This is a genomic window from Candidatus Pelagibacter sp. PS_06, from assembly GCF_059418045.1.
Window position 1 is genome coordinate 506036 of the sequence record NZ_CM182078.1, and the last position, 17348, is coordinate 523383.

Genomic DNA, 17348 nt, shown 5'->3' on the forward strand with positions numbered 1-17348 from the left:
GTAATAAGTAGCCTTATTTTGTGGGTGGTTAGCTCAGTTGGTAGAGCATCTCGTTTACACCGAGGGGGTCAAAGGTTCGAGTCCTTTACTACCCACCAAAATAACTAAAGTGGGGGTGTAGCTCAGTTGGTTAGAGCGATCGCCTGTCACGCGATAGGTCGAGGGTTCGAGTCCCTTCACTCCCGCCACTTTTTCATGAATTTTTCTGTTAATATCAATTAAAATGTGACGTATCAGCTCTTCAACAAAGGATAAAAACTGGTATATAGACTTCCATGTTATCTGAATTTTTAAAAGATTACTTACCAATTATTATATTTTTAATCATTGCCCTAGGGCTTAGCTGTGCTTTCGTAGTTGTAAATTTTATACTCTCACCAAAAAAACCAGATCCAGAAAAACTGTCTGCTTATGAGTGTGGGTTTGAACCATTTGAAGACTCGAGAATGGAATTTGATGTTAGGTTTTATTTGGTAGCTATTTTATTTATCATTTTTGATTTGGAAATTGCATTTTTATTTCCTTGGGCAATTTCTCTTGGAAATATTGGTTTACTAGGATTTACCTCAATGATGATTTTTTTATTCATATTAACTATTGGTTTTATATATGAATGGAAAAAAGGTGCACTAGATTGGGAATAAACATTTACCACAATGAATAATAAAATAGATCAAATACCCAATGAATTCAAACAGCTTGCTAAAGATTTTAGTGAAAACGGTTTTATCACAACTTCATTAGATAACTTAATAAATTGGTCTAGATCAGGTTCGTTACATTGGATGACTTTTGGTCTTGCATGTTGTGCTGTTGAGATGATGCAAACTGCTATGCCAAGATATGATTTAGAGAGATTTGGGGCTGCACCAAGAGGATCACCAAGACAATCTGATGTCATGATCGTTGCTGGAACTCTTACAAATAAAATGGCACCTGCATTGAGAAAAGTTTACGATCAAATGCCCGAACCAAGATATGTAATTTCTATGGGTAGTTGTGCAAATGGAGGAGGTTACTATCATTATTCATATTCAGTAGTTAGAGGATGTGATCGAATTGTACCAGTGGACGTTTATGTTCCCGGATGTCCACCTTCAGCAGAAGCTTTATTGTATGGAATATTACAATTACAAAAAAAAATTAGAAACAAAGGTTCCTTTATTAGGTAGATATGAATAATTTGGAAGATTTAGAAAAAAAAATAAATTCAGAATTGACAACTAAAATCAATAGTACTGAAATAAAACACAATCAGCTATACATTGAAATAGACAAAGAGGATATAATTGATGTAACTCTTTTCTTAAAAACAAATCAAGAAACTAAATTTAGACAACTAATTGATGTAACTGTTGTTGATTATCCAGAAAATACTAAAAGATTTAAGATGGTTTATTTATTTTTAAGCCATGAATTTAATCAAAGAATTATTTTGACATATTCAATAAATGAAAACGAAGTTATTCCATCATTAACAAGTATCTTTCCAGCTGCAAATTGGATGGAAAGAGAGGTTTTTGATATGTACGGGGTATCATTTAAAGACCACCCAGACCTTAGAAGAATCTTAACAGACTATGGATTTGAAGGTCATCCTTTAAGAAAAGATTTTCCTCTTACAGGTCACTCTGAGGTTAGATATAGCGAAGATCAAAAAAAAGTTATTAGTGAACCAGTGAAATTAGAGCAAAATTATAGAAACTTTGATTACGAAAGTCCCTGGGAAGGAACAAAATATATTAAAGAAGAAATAGAAAATAATGACAAAAAAAATTAAAAATTTAAATTTAAATTTTGGACCTCAACATCCAGCTGCTCATGGTGTTTTAAGATTAATTTTAGAATTAGATGGAGAAGTTGTTGAAAAAGCTGATCCACATATAGGTTTATTGCACAGAGGAACTGAAAAGTTAATTGAAAACAAAACTTATATGCAAGCTGTACCTTATTTTGATCGATTAGATTATGTTGCGCCTATGAATCAGGAGCATGCATTTGCTTTAGCTATTGAAAAAATATTAGAAATAGATGTGCCAATTAGAGCCCAATATATAAGGGTAATGTTTTGCGAGATAGGTAGAATCTTGAGTCATATTTTAAACGTTACTACACAAGCACTAGATGTTGGTGCGCTTACACCGTCTTTATGGGGGTTTGAGGAAAGAGAAACGTTGATGACTTTTTATGAAAGAGCATCAGGATCAAGATTACATGCAAATTATTTCAGAGCCGGTGGTGTTCATCAAGATCTACCTCATGGATTAGAAGGGGATATCTCTAAATTTTGTCAAACTTTCCCAAAAATTATTGATGATCTAGAAAGCTTATTAACTGATAATAGAATTTTTAAACAAAGAAATGTTGATATTGGAATTGTAACTAAAGAAGATGCGCTAGATTATTCTTTTTCAGGAGTTATGGTAAGAGGATCTGGAATACCTTGGGATTTACGAAAGTCACAACCATATGATTGTTACGATCAGTTAGATTTTAAAATACCTGTTGGAAAAAATGGCGATTGTTACGATCGTTATTTATGTAGAATTGAAGAAATGAAAGAAAGTGTTTCTATTATAAAACAATGTTTAGTAAAAATGGAAAAAGGGCCAATTAAATCATTAGATGGAAAAATAAGCCCTCCATCAAAAAAAGATATTAAACAATCTATGGAGGCTTTAATTCATCATTTTAAACTTTTTACAGAGGGATATAGGGTACCTAAAGACGAGATTTATACAGCTGTTGAAGCTCCCAAAGGTGAATTTGGTGTTTATTTAATTTCTGATGGATCAAGCAAACCTTATAAATGTAAAATTAGGGCACCAGGTTTTTCACATCTTCAATCAATGGATTATTTAATTAAAGGTCATATGTTGGCTGATGTTCCAGCTGTACTAGGTTCTTTGGATATTGTATTTGGGGAGGTTGATAGATGAGTTTAAGACGACCTGCAAAAGTACAGCCAGAGACATTCGAGTTCAATTCTTCATCTCTTGAAGCAGCAAATACTATAGTTTCAAAATACCCAAAAGGTAAACAACAGAGTGCAGTTATGGCTTTACTTTATATTGCCCAAAAACAAAACAATAATTGGATACCACTAGCTGCAATGAAACATATAGCTAAATTTTTAGAGATGCCATACATCAAAGTTTATGAGGTTGCTACTTTTTATACGATGTATAATTTATCTCCTGTTGGAAAATTTTTTGTACAAGTTTGTACTACTACCCCATGCATGATTAGAGGAGCTAATGAACTTGTTAAAGCGTGTAAAGAAAAAATTTCTGAACAAGAGTCAGAGTTATCAAATGACAAGAGTTGTTCTTGGATGGAAGTAGAATGTCTAGGAGCCTGTGTAAATGCTCCAATGATGCAAATTAATGATGATTATTACGAGGACCTTGATAAAGAAAAAACTTTAAAAATTTTAGACAAAATTTTAAGTGGTGAAACGCCAAAACCAGGTTCTTACAGAGGTCGAGTGAATAATGAACCTGAAAATAATAGAAAAACACTGATGGATTTAAAAAATGCTTAAGGATAAAGATAGAATTTTTCAAAACTTGTACAACGATTTAGGTTCAGATGTTTCCTCATCTCAAAAAAGAGGAGATTGGGTTAATACTAAAGAATTAACAGATAAAGGAAGAGATTGGATAATTAATGAGATGAAAACCTCTCAATTAAGAGGAAGAGGTGGTGCTGGATTTCCAACAGGTTTGAAATGGTCTTTTGCACCCAAAGAAGTTGGGTCAAGACCTCATTATCTAGTAATTAACGGAGATGAGTCAGAGCCTGGCACGTGTAAAGATAGAGATATCTTAAGGTTTGAACCACATAAATTGATAGAAGGTTGTCTCATTGCTTCATATGCTGTTCAAGCTCATGTTTGTTACATTTATATCAGAGGAGAATATTTTGTTGATGGTCAAAAACTTCAAGCTGCAATAGATGAGGCTTATGAAAAAAAATTAATTGGTAAAAATGCTGCCGGCACAGGGTGGGATTTAGATATTTATATTCATTATGGTGCTGGAGCATATATTTGTGGAGAAGAAACAGCTTTACTTGAAAGTATTGAGGGAAAAAAGGGTCAACCAAGATTAAAACCACCTTTCCCAGCCTTAATTGGCCTTTATGGATGCCCAACAATTATTAACAATGTTGAAACAATAGCAGTAGTACCAACTATTTTAAGACGTGGTGGAGAGTGGTTTGCTTCACTTGGAAGAGAAAAAAATACAGGTACTAAAATTTTTTGTATTTCAGGAAATGTGAATAACCCATGCAACGTTGAGGAAGAAATGAATATTCCTTTAAAAGAATTAATTGAAAATCATGCGGGAGGAGTTATTGGTGGTTGGGATAACTTACAGGCAGTAATACCTGGGGGATCTTCAATGCCACTTATTCCTAAAGAAAAATGCGAGACATTAACCATGGACTTCGATTCTTTAATGGCTGAAAAAAGTGGACTAGGTACTGCCGGTATAGTTGTGATAAATAAGGATCAAGATATCATTAAATGCATGGCCAGAATTGCTAGATTTTATAAGCACGAAAGTTGTGGCCAATGCACACCTTGCAGGGAAGGATCTGGGTGGATGTGGAGAATGTTAGAGCGTATGGCAAAAGGTGAGGCAACAAAAGATGAAATTGATATGTTAGGTGATGTAACAAATCAAATTGCAGGTCATACAATATGTGCATTTGGAGAAGGCTCTTCATGGCCTGTACAGGGTCTTTTAAGACATTTTAAAAAAGAAATAAAAGAAAGAAACAATTTAGAACTAATAGTGGAGAAAAAAAATACAATTCCTTACTTGGTAGACCAACACTTGCTAGATAAAAAAAATGCCTAAATTAAAAGTAAACAATATTGATATAGAAGTTGAAGAAGGTTTAACTGTTCTTCAAGCATGCGAAAAAGCTGGAGTGGAAATTCCAAGGTTTTGTTATCATGAAAAACTTTCAATAGCAGGTAATTGTCGAATGTGTTTAGTTGAAATGGAAAAATCCCCTAAGCCAGTTGCTTCATGTGCTATGCCTGCAGCAGATGGAATGAATATTAAGACAAATACAGCTTTTGTTGAAAAAGCAAGAAAAGGTGTAATGGAGTTTTTGCTGGCTAATCATCCTTTAGATTGCCCAGTTTGTGATCAAGGTGGAGAATGTGACCTTCAAGATCAATCCATGTTTTATGGAGTCGATAAGTCAAGATTTAAAGAGAACAAACGATCAGTTCCAGAAAAAAATATGGGTCCTTTAATTAAAACTCAAATGACAAGATGTATACATTGTACTCGTTGTGTAAGATTTGCTACTGAGGTGGCAGGTGTTCCAGAGCTTGGTGCAATTGGACGAGGTGAAGATATGCAAATAACTACTTACCTTGAACAATCAATGCAATCAGAATTATCAGCTAATGTTGTGGATTTATGCCCGGTAGGAGCCCTAACATCAAAACCTTATGTATTTGAAGCAAGACCTTGGGAACTTAAGAAGACAGAGTCTATAGATGTTATGGACGCTATTGGCTCTAATATAAGAGTTGATACTTATGACTGGGAAGTAAAAAGAATATTACCAATTATTAACGAAGATATAAATGAAGAATGGATTTCTGATAAAACAAGATATGCTTGTGATGGCTTATCAAGTCAAAGATTGGATACACCTTTTATTAAATATAACGGTAAGTTTGAAAAAGCTTCGTGGGAAGAAGTCTACAAAATAATAAAATCAAAATTTGAAAACACTTCTAAAGAAAAAGTTTGTGGGTTTGTTGGAGATCTAACAAATATGGAAACTGGTTATATTTTTAAAGAGTTTTTTGATCGTACTATTGATACACAAAATTATGAGTCTAGATCTGATAATCGATTTTCAGATATCAGTAAAAGAGAAAACTATTTGTTTAATTCTACAATAAATGGAATTGAAGATTCTGATTTAATTTTTTTAATTGGAACCAACCCAAGATACGAAGCAACAATCTTAAATGCAAGAATAAGAAAATCTTACTTAAACAATAATACTAAAATTATATCACTAAATGATTTAGGAGATTTAACTTATCCTTATCTATCTTTAGATGGACAGACTCAGACTTTAAAAGAAATTTTTGATGGAAGTCACGATATTTCAAAAGCAATTTTAGCAGCAAATAAACCTATGATAATTGTAGGTGAATCATTATTAAATTTAGGAAAATCAAGATATTTATTCAATAAAATTAAAAAATTCCTTACAGAAAATAAGAAAATTAGTGAAGAATGGAATCCATTTAATGTTTTATCTTGTGATGCTTCAACAGTAGGTAATTTTGATCTTGGTATAATAAATGAAAATATTAACTTATTGGAAAATTTACAAAATCACAAATTTGATATTGTATATCTAGTAGGACGAGACAACTTGAACTTTGATAAGAAAGATGAATTTATTATTTATCAAGGAAGCCATGGAGACAATGGTGCTGAAATAGCTGACATCATTTTACCAGGATCCGCCTATACAGAACAAGATGGTTATTTTACCAATTTAGAGGGTAGGCTTCAAAAGGCTTATAAAGCCTCGTATCCTCCAGGTGATGCAAAAGAAGATTGGCAGATAATTAATGAACTTGCTGAACTTATGAATAATAGAAAATTATTTAATGATAAAGAAGAATTAGAAAGTAGTATGCATAATCATCTTAACTTACAAAAAGAAAAACAATTAAAAGAAGATGATATAAATGTCAAAATAGATGAAAATGAATTTAAAGAAGAAACTTTAAAAGTCATTGTTAAAGATTATTATTTTTCTAACGCTATAGCTAGATCTTCAAAAACCATGATTGAATGTAATAATTCAAAGATAAGTTTAAAGTCTACAGGAACAGAGGGTTAACGTGGAATATTTAAATATTTTTTTTCAAGAAGTTTATAAAATATTATTTTTATTAGTTCCAGTTCTTGTGTCTGTTGCATTGGTAGTTTGGCTTGATAGAAGAGTTTGGGCATTTGTACAAAAACGACAAGGACCTAATGTAGTCGGACCATTTGGTTTACTTCAATCACTTGCTGATGCTTTAAAATATATTTTTAAAGAAATTATTATTCCCTCTAGCTCAAACAAAGTAATTTTTATCTTAGCGCCAATTGTTACTATGACTTTAGCTTTAATTGCTTGGGCAGTAATACCATTTAGTGCAACACAAGTTTTGGCTGATATAAATGTTGGTATCTTATATTTATTTGCCGTCTCTTCTTTGGGTGTTTATGGAATTATTATGGGTGGTTGGGCATCAAACTCAAAATACCCATTTCTTGGAGCCATAAGATCTGCAGCTCAAATGGTCTCTTATGAGGTTTCTATAGGAGTTATAATTATTAATGTTTTACTCTGTGTGGGTTCATTAAATCTAAACGATATAGTTGAGGCTCAACAAAACCTTTGGTTTGTTATTCCATTATTCCCAATGTTTGTAATTTTCTTTATTTCAGCACTAGCAGAAACTAACAGACCTCCATTTGATTTACCTGAAGCAGAAGCTGAGTTAGTTGCAGGTTATCAAACAGAATACTCAGGAATGATGTATGCAATGTTTTGGCTTGGTGAATATGCAAATATTCTATTAATGTGTGCGATGGGAGCCATTTTGTTTCTAGGTGGATGGCTGTCACCAATAGATATTTATCCACTTACATTAGTGCCTGGTGCAATTTGGCTTATACTAAAAATACTATTTTTATTTATCTTATTTGCCTTAGTTAAAGCTATCGTTCCACGATATAGATATGATCAGCTAATGAGACTTGGCTGGAAAGTCTTTTTACCTTTATCTTTAACTTGGGTAGTGCTAACTGCTAGCTACTTATTTTATTTTAACCTTTTACCAACAAACTAATCATGAAGATATCAAGATTTTTTAAAACAATATTTATGACTGACTTTGCCGGAGGTTTGTTTATTGCCATTAAAGAACTATTTAAATCAAAGAAAACAATTAATTATCCATTTGAAAAAGGTAAAATAAGTCCACGTTTTAGAGGAGAGCATGCGTTAAGAAGATATCCAAATGGAGAAGAAAGATGTATTGCTTGTAAATTGTGTGAGGCTGTATGTCCTGCTCAAGCAATCACAATTGAATCAGCTGCAAGAGAAGATGGCAGTAGAAAAACAACCAGATATGATATCGATATGATGAAATGTATTTATTGTGGTTTGTGTGAGGAAGCTTGCCCAGTAGATGCAATTGTTCAAGGTCCAAATTTTGAATTTTCTACTGAGACTAGAGAAGAACTTTATTATACTAAAGATAAGCTTTTAGATAATGGAGATAGATGGGAAAATGTTTTAGCAGCAAATATTAAGGCTGATAACCCATATAGATAAAATAATGATAGCTCATTCAATATTTTTTTATTCTTTTTCAATTATAGCTGTAGTTTCTGCAATCATGGTTACGGTTTCTAAAAATACTGTTCATTCTGTTTTTTTTTTAATCTTAGATTTTATTAGCATCTCATGTCTTTTTATAATGATAGGTGCTGAATTTTTAGGAATGATAATGTTAATTGTTTATGTTGGTGCAGTTGCAGTATTGTTTTTGTTTGTTGTAATGATGTTAAATGTCGCTCAACAAAAAAACCAATGGTTCGCATCCCAAGAAAGCTCTGGACATATTCCTGTAGGCTTAATTATTAGTACAATTATATTTTTTGAATTAATTATAGTTATAGGTGGATGGAAATATAAACCAGATTTATTTGATATAAATAATTCAGTAAATTCTTTTAATGTTAGTAATACTCATTCTCTAGGGCAGATTTTATACACTGATTATATCCATGTATTTCAATTAAGTGGTATGATTTTGTTGGTAGCAATGATTGGTGCTATTGTTTTGACTTTTAGAAAAAGAGAAGGGGTTAAAAAACAAAGTTACCTAAAACAGATATCAAGAGAAAGATCAGAAGGTGTTGAAATCTTAGAGGTTGAAACCAATAAAGGAGTTAAAATTGATGACTGAAATTGGTTTGGGGCACTATCTAACATTAAGTGCAGTTATTTTCTCAATTGGTATTATAGGTATATTTTTAAATAGAAAAAATATTATCGTAATTTTAATGAGTATTGAATTAATATTGCTTGCAGTTAATATTAATTTAGTAGCTTTTTCAATTTTCTTAGGTGATCTTGCTGGACAGGTATTCACTTTATTTATTTTAACAGTGGCTGCTGCCGAAGCTGCAATCGGATTGGCAATAATTGTAGTTTATTACCGAAATTCAGGAACTATCCGTGTTGAAGAAATAGATAAATTGAAAGGATAATTATGGAAATTTCAATCTTATTTCTTCCACTTGCAGCATCAATTATTGCAGGTTTTTTTGGAAGATACATTGGAGATAGAAACTCTGAAATTATTACCAGTGTTCTAGTTTCGATTTCTGCGTTTTTATCAATTTTTGTATTATACCAGGTTATTATAAATCAATATGAAGAAAATATTGTTATAGCAACCTGGATAAATTCAGGGTCACTAGATGTTAATTGGTCGATGATGATTGATCCATTGTCTGCTGTTATGTTGGTGGTTGTCACATCAGTTTCATCTTTAGTTCATATTTATTCTATTGGTTATATGTCTCACGATCCTCATAAACCAAGATTCATGGCATACTTGTCATTATTTACATTTGCAATGCTTATGTTAGTTACCTCGGATAATTTTATTCAATTATTTTTTGGTTGGGAAGGTGTTGGTCTTTGTTCATATTTTTTAATTGGTTTTTGGTTTAAAAAAGAAAGTGCTAATGCTGCAGCAATTAAGGCATTTGTTGTAAACAGGGTCGGTGACTTTGGCTTTGCATTAGGAATTTTTCTAATTTTCTATTTATTTGGAACTGTAAATTATTCAGAGGTTTTTCAACAAGTCCCATCAATTATAGATAAAAATTTATCATTTCTAGGTTTTGAAGTTAAAGCTATAGATTTAATTTGCCTGTTATTATTTATTGGTGCTATGGGTAAATCGGCTCAAATTTTACTACACACATGGCTGCCAGATGCAATGGAAGGCCCAACACCTGTATCTGCATTAATTCATGCTGCCACTATGGTAACAGCTGGAGTGTTTTTAGTTGTAAGATGTTCACCAATTTATGAATACTCGCCATTAATATTAAATTTAATTACAATTGTTGGAATGACAACTGCTTTTTTTGCAGCAACAGTTGCATTAGTTCAAACTGATATAAAAAAAATTATTGCATACTCAACCTGTAGTCAATTAGGGTATATGTTTTTTGCAGCAGGTGTAGGTGCTTATAATGTTGCAATGTTTCACTTATTTACACACGCATTTTTTAAAGCTTTATTATTTTTAGGATCTGGCTCAGTAATTCACGCTTTCAAAGATGAGCAAGATATCAATAATATGGGTGGTGTATGGAAGAAGCTTCCCTATACATATGCTTTAATGATCATAGGTACTTTAGCATTAACAGGTTTTCCCTTTCTATCAGGTTTTTATTCTAAAGATGCAATTATTGAATTTGCATATTTAAAAGGTAATACAAGTGGATACTATGCTGCGGGAATTGGAATTTTTACAGCATTTTTAACTTCAATATATTCGTGGAGATTAATCTTCAAAACATTTCATGGTGAATATAATAATAAAGATGTAAAAATTGAAGAAACACACGAGTCTCCTTTAGTGATGTTGATACCTTTATTTATATTATCTGTTGGAGCTATTTTTGCTGGCTTTTTATTTAAAGATATTTTTGTTGGTCATGGTGTTGAAAATTTATTCTGGGCAGATTCTATCAAATTCTTAGAACCACTAAGTACAGAGCATCCGCCTACATGGTTTTTGCTTCTGACACCTTGCCTAGTATTACTTTCTATCCCAATTGCTTATTATTTATTTATCAAAAATAAAGAATTACCAAGTAAAATAGCTAACATGAATAAGCCATTATATAAATTTTTAGTTAACAAATGGTATTTTGATGAATTGTATGATGTTATTTTTATAAATCCTTCAAAAAAATTAGGTTTATTTTTTTGGAAATTTGGCGATGGAAAGTTGATTGATGGTTTTGGACCCGATGGAATTTCTTCATTTATAAAAAAATGTTCAATTAAAGCTAATAAATTTCAAAGTGGTTTTATATATCAGTATGCTTTTGTTATGTTATTAGGGTTTTCAGCTTTACTAACCTTTTTAATAGTTAATTAATGAACTTTCCAATTCTTTCTTCTTTAATTTTATTGCCTACTATTGGAGCACTTTTTTTATTTTTTACAAAAAATGAAGATGGAAATAGTACAACAGCTAAATATGTGTCGCTTTTTGCTTCAGTAGTTAATTTTTTAATTTCAATTTATTTATGGATATCCTTTGATCAATCAGTATCTGTCTTTCAATTTGTTGAGGATAGAACATGGATAGAAGGTTTTATTAATTACAAAGTAGGGGTAGATGGAATTTCAATTTTGTTCATTTTATTAACAACATTCATTACTCCTTTATGTATTATTTCGGTCAATAATTCAGTTAAAACAAGATTAAGAGATTTTTTAATAGCAATATTAATAATGGAAAGTTTCATGATAGGAGTTTTTTGTGCTCTTGATTTAGTAGTTTTCTATTTATTTTTTGAGGCTGGTCTAATTCCAATGTTTTTAATTATTGGTATTTGGGGTGGCCCTAAAAGAGTGTATTCAGCATTTAAATTCTTTTTATATACATTGTTGGGCTCCGTGCTTATGCTGGTTGCAATTATTTCTATTTATTGGATTTCAGGAACTACAGATGTTACTAAACTATATGAACTTGGCATTGATGCAAAGTATCAAAATTTATTATGGTTAGCATTTTTTAGCTCATTTGCGGTTAAAACACCTATGTGGCCAGTTCACACATGGTTGCCCGATGCCCACGTCGAAGCTCCAACTGCTGGATCAGTTTTGCTGGCTGCAATTTTACTTAAAATGGCTGGCTACGGGTTTATACGATTTTCATTAGGACTTTTTCCAATTGCATCAGAAATTTTTACACCTTTAATTTATGCTTTAAGCGTTATAGCAATAATTGTCACATCATTAATCGCATTAATGCAAGAGGATATGAAAAAACTTATTGCCTACTCCTCTGTAGCGCATATGGGTTTCGTAACATTAGGAATATTCACTATCCAGCAACAAGGTATTGAAGGAAGTATAATTCAAATGATTAGTCACGGTTTAGTTTCTGCAGCTTTATTCTTATGTGTTGGTGTGGTTTACGACAGAATGCATTCAAGAATGATAAGTTCTTATGGAGGAATAGTTGCAATCATTCCAAAATACTCAATTTTATTTATGCTATTTACTTTAGCGGCGCTTGGCTTGCCTGGAACAAGCGGATTTATTGGTGAATTTTTGATATTAATGGGAGTATTTAAAGATAATTTTTTAGTGGCTGTTTTAGCGAGCTTAGGTGTGATTCTTGGAGCAGCTTACATGTTATGGCTATACAAAAGAGTTGTTTTTGGAAAGCTAATCAATGAGAACCTTAAGTCTATGATTGACTTAAATAAGTCAGAATATTTTATTTTAGCTTGTCTTGCAGTACCAACATTATTTTTTGGGTTTTATCCTGACCCATTAATTAATACAATTGAAGTTTCAGTTAAAGACCTAATTAATATGTATAATTCAAATATAATTATTAAATAAATGGAAAATCTTAATTTAGTATTACCCGAAATATTTATCTCGTTGTCAATAATGTTCTTATTAGTTTTGGGTGTGTTTAAGAATGATAGTTCAAAAATTACTTTTAATATTTCATTATTTGTTCTTTTAATTACAGCGATAATTACACTTAATGAAACCTTCAACATTGATCGAATAACATTATTTAATGATAGTGTTGTAATTGATTATATGTCGTCATTAATGAAAATTATTACATTGCTAGGTGCTTTTTTAGTTTTAGTTATCTCTTCAGCTTATCTTAAAACATTTAAAATTTATAAAATTGAATATCCAATTTTAATATTATGTTCAGTCTTAGGCATGATGGTAATGATTAGTTCTAACGATCTGATGGTATTCTACATGGGGCTAGAATTACAATCTTTAGCTCTTTATGTGTTAGCAACTTTTAATAGAGATCAATTAAAATCATCTGAGGCGGGTTTAAAATATTTTGTTCTAAGTGCTTTATCATCTGGTTTATTGTTGTATGGCTGTTCATTGATTTATGGATTTTCAGGATCAACAAATTTTAATATAATTTCTAATCAACTTAATTCAAATGAATATGTTTTAACCTTTGGAATTGTATTTATTCTTGTTGGACTAGCATTTAAAATTTCAGCAGTTCCTTTTCATATGTGGGCCCCAGATGTTTATGAAGGGTCACCAACATCTGTTACATTATTTTTCACAATGGTACCTAAAATTGCAGCACTGACAATCTTTATTAGATTTTTATACGTCCCTTTTTTAAATTTGATAGATCAATGGCAAATGATTATAATTTTTCTATCAATTGCATCTATGCTTTTTGGTGCAATTGCAGCAATAGGACAAACTAATATAAAAAGACTTATAGCTTATAGCTCAATTGGGCACATAGGATACACTTTAGCTGGTTTAGCAACAGGTTCTAATGAGGGAATTCAGAGCTCAATTATTTATATATCCATTTATGTAGTTATGAACTTGGCTTTATTTTCTTGTTTGTTAATGCTTAAAAGAAATAATCAGTATTTTGAAGATATAGAAGATCTTTCAGGATTATCTAAAAACCATCCTTTATTATCTTTGTCTTTATTAGTTATATTATTTTCTTTAGCAGGAATTCCACCATTAGCTGGATTTTTTGCAAAATTTTATATTTTTAAGGCAGTTATTGAACAATCAATGTATTTTTTAGCAATCGTAGGTTTATTATCAACTGTTGTGGCAGCTTTTTATTATTTAAGAATTATTAAGATAATATACTTTGACAAAGAAAAAGAAAAATATGATGAAGACCATAGTCTGTGGTTAAAATTTTCACTTACATTTTCAACAATATTAATTCTCTTATACTTCATTTTTCCAAGCCAACTGATTGAGGTAGTATCAAGAATTAATATTATTTGATGAGATTGAGAAAATTTAAATTTAAAAAAGTTAACAGCACAAATAATACTGCAATTAGAATTATCAAAAACTCTAATATTAAACTTGGTATGATAATTGCTGACTCACAATTAGCTGGTAAAGGTCAATATGGAAAAAAGTGGATTTCCTATAAAGGGAATGTATTTGTAAGTTTTTTTTATGAATTAAAAAACATCAAGGCATCTCTTCACACTTTAACAAAAATTAATTGTTTATTAGTAAAAAAAACCTTAGAAAAATACTATAAAAAAAAGATAGTATATAAAAAACCAAACGATTTATTAATTAATAAAAAAAAAATTAGTGGAATTTTACAAGAAATAATTTCTGTATCTGGAAATAAATTCCTTATAGTTGGTATAGGAATAAATTTAATTAAAAGCCCTGAAATTAAGAATTATCCAACAACCAATTTAACTGAATTGATTAATAAACCCATAAATAAGATCAATTTTGAAAATGAATTGAAAGTAAATTTTGTAAAAAATTTATCAAGAATGTATAAAATTAATAATAATTAAAAAAAATATTAGATGTATATACTTGGAGATATTGGAAATACTGATACTAAAATTTTTTTAGTTTCAACAAGAAATAAAATAATTAAAAAAATAAATTTTCCATCTAAAGATTTAAATCAAAAAAAATTGAGTAAATATATCAGTTCACTTAAACCTAATTATAAAAGCATCAACAAAATTTTATTTTGCAGTGTTGTTCCAAATACTTTTAATATAATTAAAAAATTTTTATCCAAAAAAACTAAAATTAATTGTTATGAAGTAAAAAATTTAGATATAAAATCTTTAATTAAGATAAAAGTTAATTATAAACAGGTTGGTTCTGACAGAATTACTAATGCAATAAGTTTAATGAACAATAAAAATAATTTTATTATTCTTGATTTCGGAACCGCAACAACATTTGACGTATTGATCAAAGACACATATTCTGGAGGAGTTATTGCACCGGGCATAAGACTTTCATTAGGAGCATTGGCTGATAAAGCGACATTAATTCCCAAAATTAATCTTAAAATGATTAGAAATGTCATAGGTAAAGACACTGTATCAGCTGTAAGGTCTGGTTTTTTTTGGGGATATGCGGGTTTAATTGACAATATCATTTATTTAATTAAGAAAGAGACTAGAAAATCTTTTAAAGTAATAATCACTGGAGGATTTTCTAACTTATTTAAAAAATCAATAAAAACGAAAGTTTATCATAACAAAGATATAACAATTAACGGTCTAATCAAGATTTCAAAATTAATTAAATAACATGAAAGATGAATTATTATTTTGTCCACTAGGTGGATCTGGTGAAATAGGCATGAACATGAATTTGTTTGCTTATGGTAAACCAGGCGAACACAAATGGATTATGGTTGATATAGGGGTTACCTTTGCTGATGATACCTTGCCAGGTATTGATTTAATTTACCCAGATCCTGGTTTTATTGTTGATAAAAAAGATGATCTATTGGGAATTGTTTTAACTCATGCTCATGAAGATCACATTGGAGCCATAGCTCATCTTTGGCCTAAACTAGAATGCAATATATTTGCTACACCATTTACTGCTGTATTGATTAAAGAAAAATTTAAAGAAAAACATATTGATATAACGAAACATCTAAAGATAGTTCAATTAAATGGAACGATAGATTTAGATCCTTTTAAAATTGAATACATCACATTAACACACTCAATTTTAGAACCAAATGGTTTAAGAATTGAAACACCTGCTGGTGTAATTTTACATACTGGAGATTGGAAAATTGATCCAGAACCTTTAATTGGTGGAAAGATTAACTCAAATAGATTGAAGGAAATAGGTAATGAGGGTGTACTTGCAATGATATGCGATTCAACAAATGTTTTTAGCTTAGGTAAAGCAGGCTCTGAATTAGATGTTAGAAAAAGTATGTTAAATATTATGAGCAGTTTAAAAAAAAGAATTATTATTGCTTCATTTGCTTCTAATGTTGCCAGATTAGAAACAGCTTTTTATTGTGCAGAAAAAACAGGCAGACAAATATCTTTAGTTGGAAGATCAATGCATAGAATATTTAAAGCAGCTAGACAATGTGGTTATTTAAAAGATGTAATTGAACCAATAGATCCACGAGAGGCTAAAAATATTTCAAGAGAAAAAATAGTTTATCTTTGCACAGGTAGTCAAGGTGAACCTATGGCAGCTTTGATGAGAATTGCCAAATATACCCATCCAGATGTATTTATTGAAAAAGATGATACTGTCATATTTTCATCTAAAATTATTCCTGGTAATGAAAAAAAATTATACAATTTGCAAAATCAATTAGTTAAAGATGGTATCGAAGTTATATCTGAAGAAAATGAATTTGTTCACGTTTCAGGTCACCCAAATAGAGACGATCTAAGAGAAATGTATGAATGGGTAAAACCACAGTGTGCCATCCCTGTTCATGGTGAGCATAGACACATGATTGAGCATATGAAATTTGCAAAAGAAATGAATGTACCTAACCCTGTTCAAGTCGAAAATGGTGATATTGTTAAGCTTCACCCAGGTAAACCCGAGGTATATGATAAGGCTCCACATGGTAGACTTTATGTAGATGGAAATATTAGTGTAGTAGAAGATGCTCAATCAATTAAAGACAGGAAAAATTTAAGTGCAAATGGATATATTGAGGCAACAGTTTTAATTACTCCCAAAGGTAATATTCATAAAAGACCAGTTTTAACTTTTAGAGGTATTCCTATTGATGATACTGAAGAATTTGTTTATGGTTTAGAAGATGTGATCGAAGATATTACAAGAACCTTTAGATTGGGAAGTAGACAACAAGAACATAATTTAATAGATGCACTAAAAATTGCGTGTAGAAAATTTTCAAAAGAAAAGACTGGAAAAAAACCTTTTACAAATATTAATCTAATAAGAATTTAATGAGCATCACAGGGCTAGCAATAATCTACATTATTATATGGTGGATTGTTTTTTTTGCTATTTTACCAATAGATGTAAATAGAGTAAAAACAGTTAAAATTGATGGTGAGGACTCTGGATCACCTGAAAACCCAAAGATGTTAAAAAAATTCCTTTATTGCACGGGAATTACAACTATTATTTTTGTAATAATTTATCTATTAATTAAATTTGAATATTTAAATTTAAGAAATATTATTAATTAA

At 30.6% G+C, this 17348-nt stretch carries 18 protein-coding genes and 2 tRNA genes; all 20 read left to right on the forward strand.

From position 1 onward, the window contains the following. Window positions 1-22 precede the first annotated feature (22 nt). The 20 genes from AC5SLZ_RS02390 to AC5SLZ_RS02485 all read left to right on the forward strand — a co-directional run bounded on the left by AC5SLZ_RS02390 (window position 23) and on the right by AC5SLZ_RS02485 (window position 17348). Window positions 23-98, forward strand: a tRNA-Val gene (locus AC5SLZ_RS02390). Window positions 99-111: 13 nt separating this feature from the next. Continuing rightward, window positions 112-188 (forward strand) — tRNA-Asp (locus AC5SLZ_RS02395). An 87-nt stretch (window positions 189-275) separates the two neighbouring features. Then, entirely contained in the window at window positions 276-644 is a 369-nt protein-coding gene (locus tag AC5SLZ_RS02400; protein WP_028037091.1) for an NADH-quinone oxidoreductase subunit A, read from the forward strand. A 12-nt stretch (window positions 645-656) separates the two neighbouring features. Further along, window positions 657-1172: a NuoB/complex I 20 kDa subunit family protein gene (locus AC5SLZ_RS02405; protein WP_494616004.1), complete on the forward strand. Its 516-nt coding sequence runs from the start codon at window positions 657-659 to the stop codon at window positions 1170-1172. A gap of 2 nt (window positions 1173-1174) precedes the next feature. Continuing rightward, window positions 1175-1780, forward strand: a complete 606-nt coding sequence (locus AC5SLZ_RS02410; RefSeq protein WP_494616006.1) for an NADH-quinone oxidoreductase subunit C — start codon at window positions 1175-1177, stop codon at window positions 1778-1780. Next, complete coding sequence (locus AC5SLZ_RS02415) at window positions 1764-2939, forward strand: NADH-quinone oxidoreductase subunit D (RefSeq protein WP_494616007.1); 1176 nt, start codon at window positions 1764-1766, stop codon at window positions 2937-2939. Before AC5SLZ_RS02410 ends, AC5SLZ_RS02415 begins: the two co-directional genes overlap by 17 nt. After that, window positions 2936-3544, forward strand: a complete 609-nt coding sequence (nuoE, locus tag AC5SLZ_RS02420; RefSeq protein ID WP_494616009.1) for an NADH-quinone oxidoreductase subunit NuoE — start codon at window positions 2936-2938, stop codon at window positions 3542-3544. Before AC5SLZ_RS02415 ends, nuoE begins: the two co-directional genes overlap by 4 nt. Then, window positions 3537-4868 (forward strand): NADH-quinone oxidoreductase subunit NuoF, encoded by a 1332-nt coding sequence (gene nuoF / locus AC5SLZ_RS02425; protein ID WP_028037086.1) that lies wholly within the window; start codon window positions 3537-3539, stop codon window positions 4866-4868. The genes nuoE and nuoF overlap by 8 nt, the downstream gene beginning before the upstream one ends. Beyond that, window positions 4861-6900 (forward strand): NADH-quinone oxidoreductase subunit NuoG, encoded by a 2040-nt coding sequence (gene nuoG / locus AC5SLZ_RS02430; protein ID WP_494616010.1) that lies wholly within the window; start codon window positions 4861-4863, stop codon window positions 6898-6900. The genes nuoF and nuoG overlap by 8 nt, the downstream gene beginning before the upstream one ends. A gap of 1 nt (window position 6901) precedes the next feature. Beyond that, window positions 6902-7900 (forward strand): NADH-quinone oxidoreductase subunit NuoH, encoded by a 999-nt coding sequence (nuoH, locus tag AC5SLZ_RS02435; RefSeq protein ID WP_028037084.1) that lies wholly within the window; start codon window positions 6902-6904, stop codon window positions 7898-7900. Between the two features lie 2 nt (window positions 7901-7902). Beyond that, window positions 7903-8388, forward strand: a complete 486-nt coding sequence (nuoI, locus tag AC5SLZ_RS02440) for an NADH-quinone oxidoreductase subunit NuoI (RefSeq protein ID WP_028037083.1) — start codon at window positions 7903-7905, stop codon at window positions 8386-8388. Window positions 8389-8392: 4 nt separating this feature from the next. After that, a complete protein-coding gene (locus AC5SLZ_RS02445) occupies window positions 8393-9025 on the forward strand; it encodes an NADH-quinone oxidoreductase subunit J (protein WP_028037082.1) in 633 nt (210 codons plus the stop codon). Beyond that, window positions 9018-9329, forward strand: a complete 312-nt coding sequence (gene nuoK, locus AC5SLZ_RS02450) for an NADH-quinone oxidoreductase subunit NuoK (RefSeq protein WP_028037081.1) — start codon at window positions 9018-9020, stop codon at window positions 9327-9329. The genes AC5SLZ_RS02445 and nuoK overlap by 8 nt, the downstream gene beginning before the upstream one ends. A gap of 2 nt (window positions 9330-9331) precedes the next feature. Beyond that, window positions 9332-11245: an NADH-quinone oxidoreductase subunit L gene (gene nuoL, locus AC5SLZ_RS02455; protein ID WP_494616012.1), complete on the forward strand. Its 1914-nt coding sequence runs from the start codon at window positions 9332-9334 to the stop codon at window positions 11243-11245. Then, entirely contained in the window at window positions 11245-12726 is a 1482-nt protein-coding gene (locus tag AC5SLZ_RS02460) for an NADH-quinone oxidoreductase subunit M (protein WP_494616013.1), read from the forward strand. The genes nuoL and AC5SLZ_RS02460 overlap by 1 nt, the downstream gene beginning before the upstream one ends. After that, window positions 12727-14145 carry an NADH-quinone oxidoreductase subunit NuoN gene (nuoN, locus tag AC5SLZ_RS02465; protein ID WP_494616014.1) on the forward strand — a complete coding sequence of 473 codons (1419 nt, stop codon included), beginning with the start codon at window positions 12727-12729 and terminating at the stop codon, window positions 14143-14145. It abuts the gene before it with no gap. Then, on the forward strand, window positions 14145-14687 hold the full coding sequence (locus AC5SLZ_RS02470; RefSeq protein WP_494616016.1) for a biotin--[acetyl-CoA-carboxylase] ligase: 543 nt from the start codon (window positions 14145-14147) through the stop codon (window positions 14685-14687). The genes nuoN and AC5SLZ_RS02470 overlap by 1 nt, the downstream gene beginning before the upstream one ends. Window positions 14688-14699: 12 nt before the next feature. Then, entirely contained in the window at window positions 14700-15446 is a 747-nt protein-coding gene (locus AC5SLZ_RS02475) for a type III pantothenate kinase (RefSeq protein WP_494616017.1), read from the forward strand. 1 nt (window position 15447) lies between these two features. Next, window positions 15448-17103, forward strand: a complete 1656-nt coding sequence (locus tag AC5SLZ_RS02480; protein ID WP_494616019.1) for a ribonuclease J — start codon at window positions 15448-15450, stop codon at window positions 17101-17103. Then, window positions 17103-17348 (forward strand): DUF1467 family protein, encoded by a 246-nt coding sequence (locus AC5SLZ_RS02485; RefSeq protein ID WP_028037075.1) that lies wholly within the window; start codon window positions 17103-17105, stop codon window positions 17346-17348. Before AC5SLZ_RS02480 ends, AC5SLZ_RS02485 begins: the two co-directional genes overlap by 1 nt.

Coding starts and splice junctions, on each gene's coding strand:
- AC5SLZ_RS02400 (WP_028037091.1), top strand. CDS start 276: ATGTTATCTGAATTTTTAAAAGATTACTTACCAATTATTATATTTTTA.
- AC5SLZ_RS02405 (WP_494616004.1), top strand. CDS start 657: ATGAATAATAAAATAGATCAAATACCCAATGAATTCAAACAGCTTGCT.
- AC5SLZ_RS02410 (WP_494616006.1), top strand. CDS start 1,175: ATGAATAATTTGGAAGATTTAGAAAAAAAAATAAATTCAGAATTGACA.
- AC5SLZ_RS02415 (WP_494616007.1), top strand. CDS start 1,764: ATGACAAAAAAAATTAAAAATTTAAATTTAAATTTTGGACCTCAACAT.
- nuoE (WP_494616009.1), top strand. CDS start 2,936: ATGAGTTTAAGACGACCTGCAAAAGTACAGCCAGAGACATTCGAGTTC.
- nuoF (WP_028037086.1), top strand. CDS start 3,537: ATGCTTAAGGATAAAGATAGAATTTTTCAAAACTTGTACAACGATTTA.
- nuoG (WP_494616010.1), top strand. CDS start 4,861: ATGCCTAAATTAAAAGTAAACAATATTGATATAGAAGTTGAAGAAGGT.
- nuoI (WP_028037083.1), top strand. CDS start 7,903: ATGAAGATATCAAGATTTTTTAAAACAATATTTATGACTGACTTTGCC.
- AC5SLZ_RS02445 (WP_028037082.1), top strand. CDS start 8,393: ATGATAGCTCATTCAATATTTTTTTATTCTTTTTCAATTATAGCTGTA.
- nuoK (WP_028037081.1), top strand. CDS start 9,018: ATGACTGAAATTGGTTTGGGGCACTATCTAACATTAAGTGCAGTTATT.
- nuoL (WP_494616012.1), top strand. CDS start 9,332: ATGGAAATTTCAATCTTATTTCTTCCACTTGCAGCATCAATTATTGCA.
- AC5SLZ_RS02460 (WP_494616013.1), top strand. CDS start 11,245: ATGAACTTTCCAATTCTTTCTTCTTTAATTTTATTGCCTACTATTGGA.
- nuoN (WP_494616014.1), top strand. CDS start 12,727: ATGGAAAATCTTAATTTAGTATTACCCGAAATATTTATCTCGTTGTCA.
- AC5SLZ_RS02470 (WP_494616016.1), top strand. CDS start 14,145: ATGAGATTGAGAAAATTTAAATTTAAAAAAGTTAACAGCACAAATAAT.
- AC5SLZ_RS02475 (WP_494616017.1), top strand. CDS start 14,700: ATGTATATACTTGGAGATATTGGAAATACTGATACTAAAATTTTTTTA.
- AC5SLZ_RS02480 (WP_494616019.1), top strand. CDS start 15,448: ATGAAAGATGAATTATTATTTTGTCCACTAGGTGGATCTGGTGAAATA.
- AC5SLZ_RS02485 (WP_028037075.1), top strand. CDS start 17,103: ATGAGCATCACAGGGCTAGCAATAATCTACATTATTATATGGTGGATT.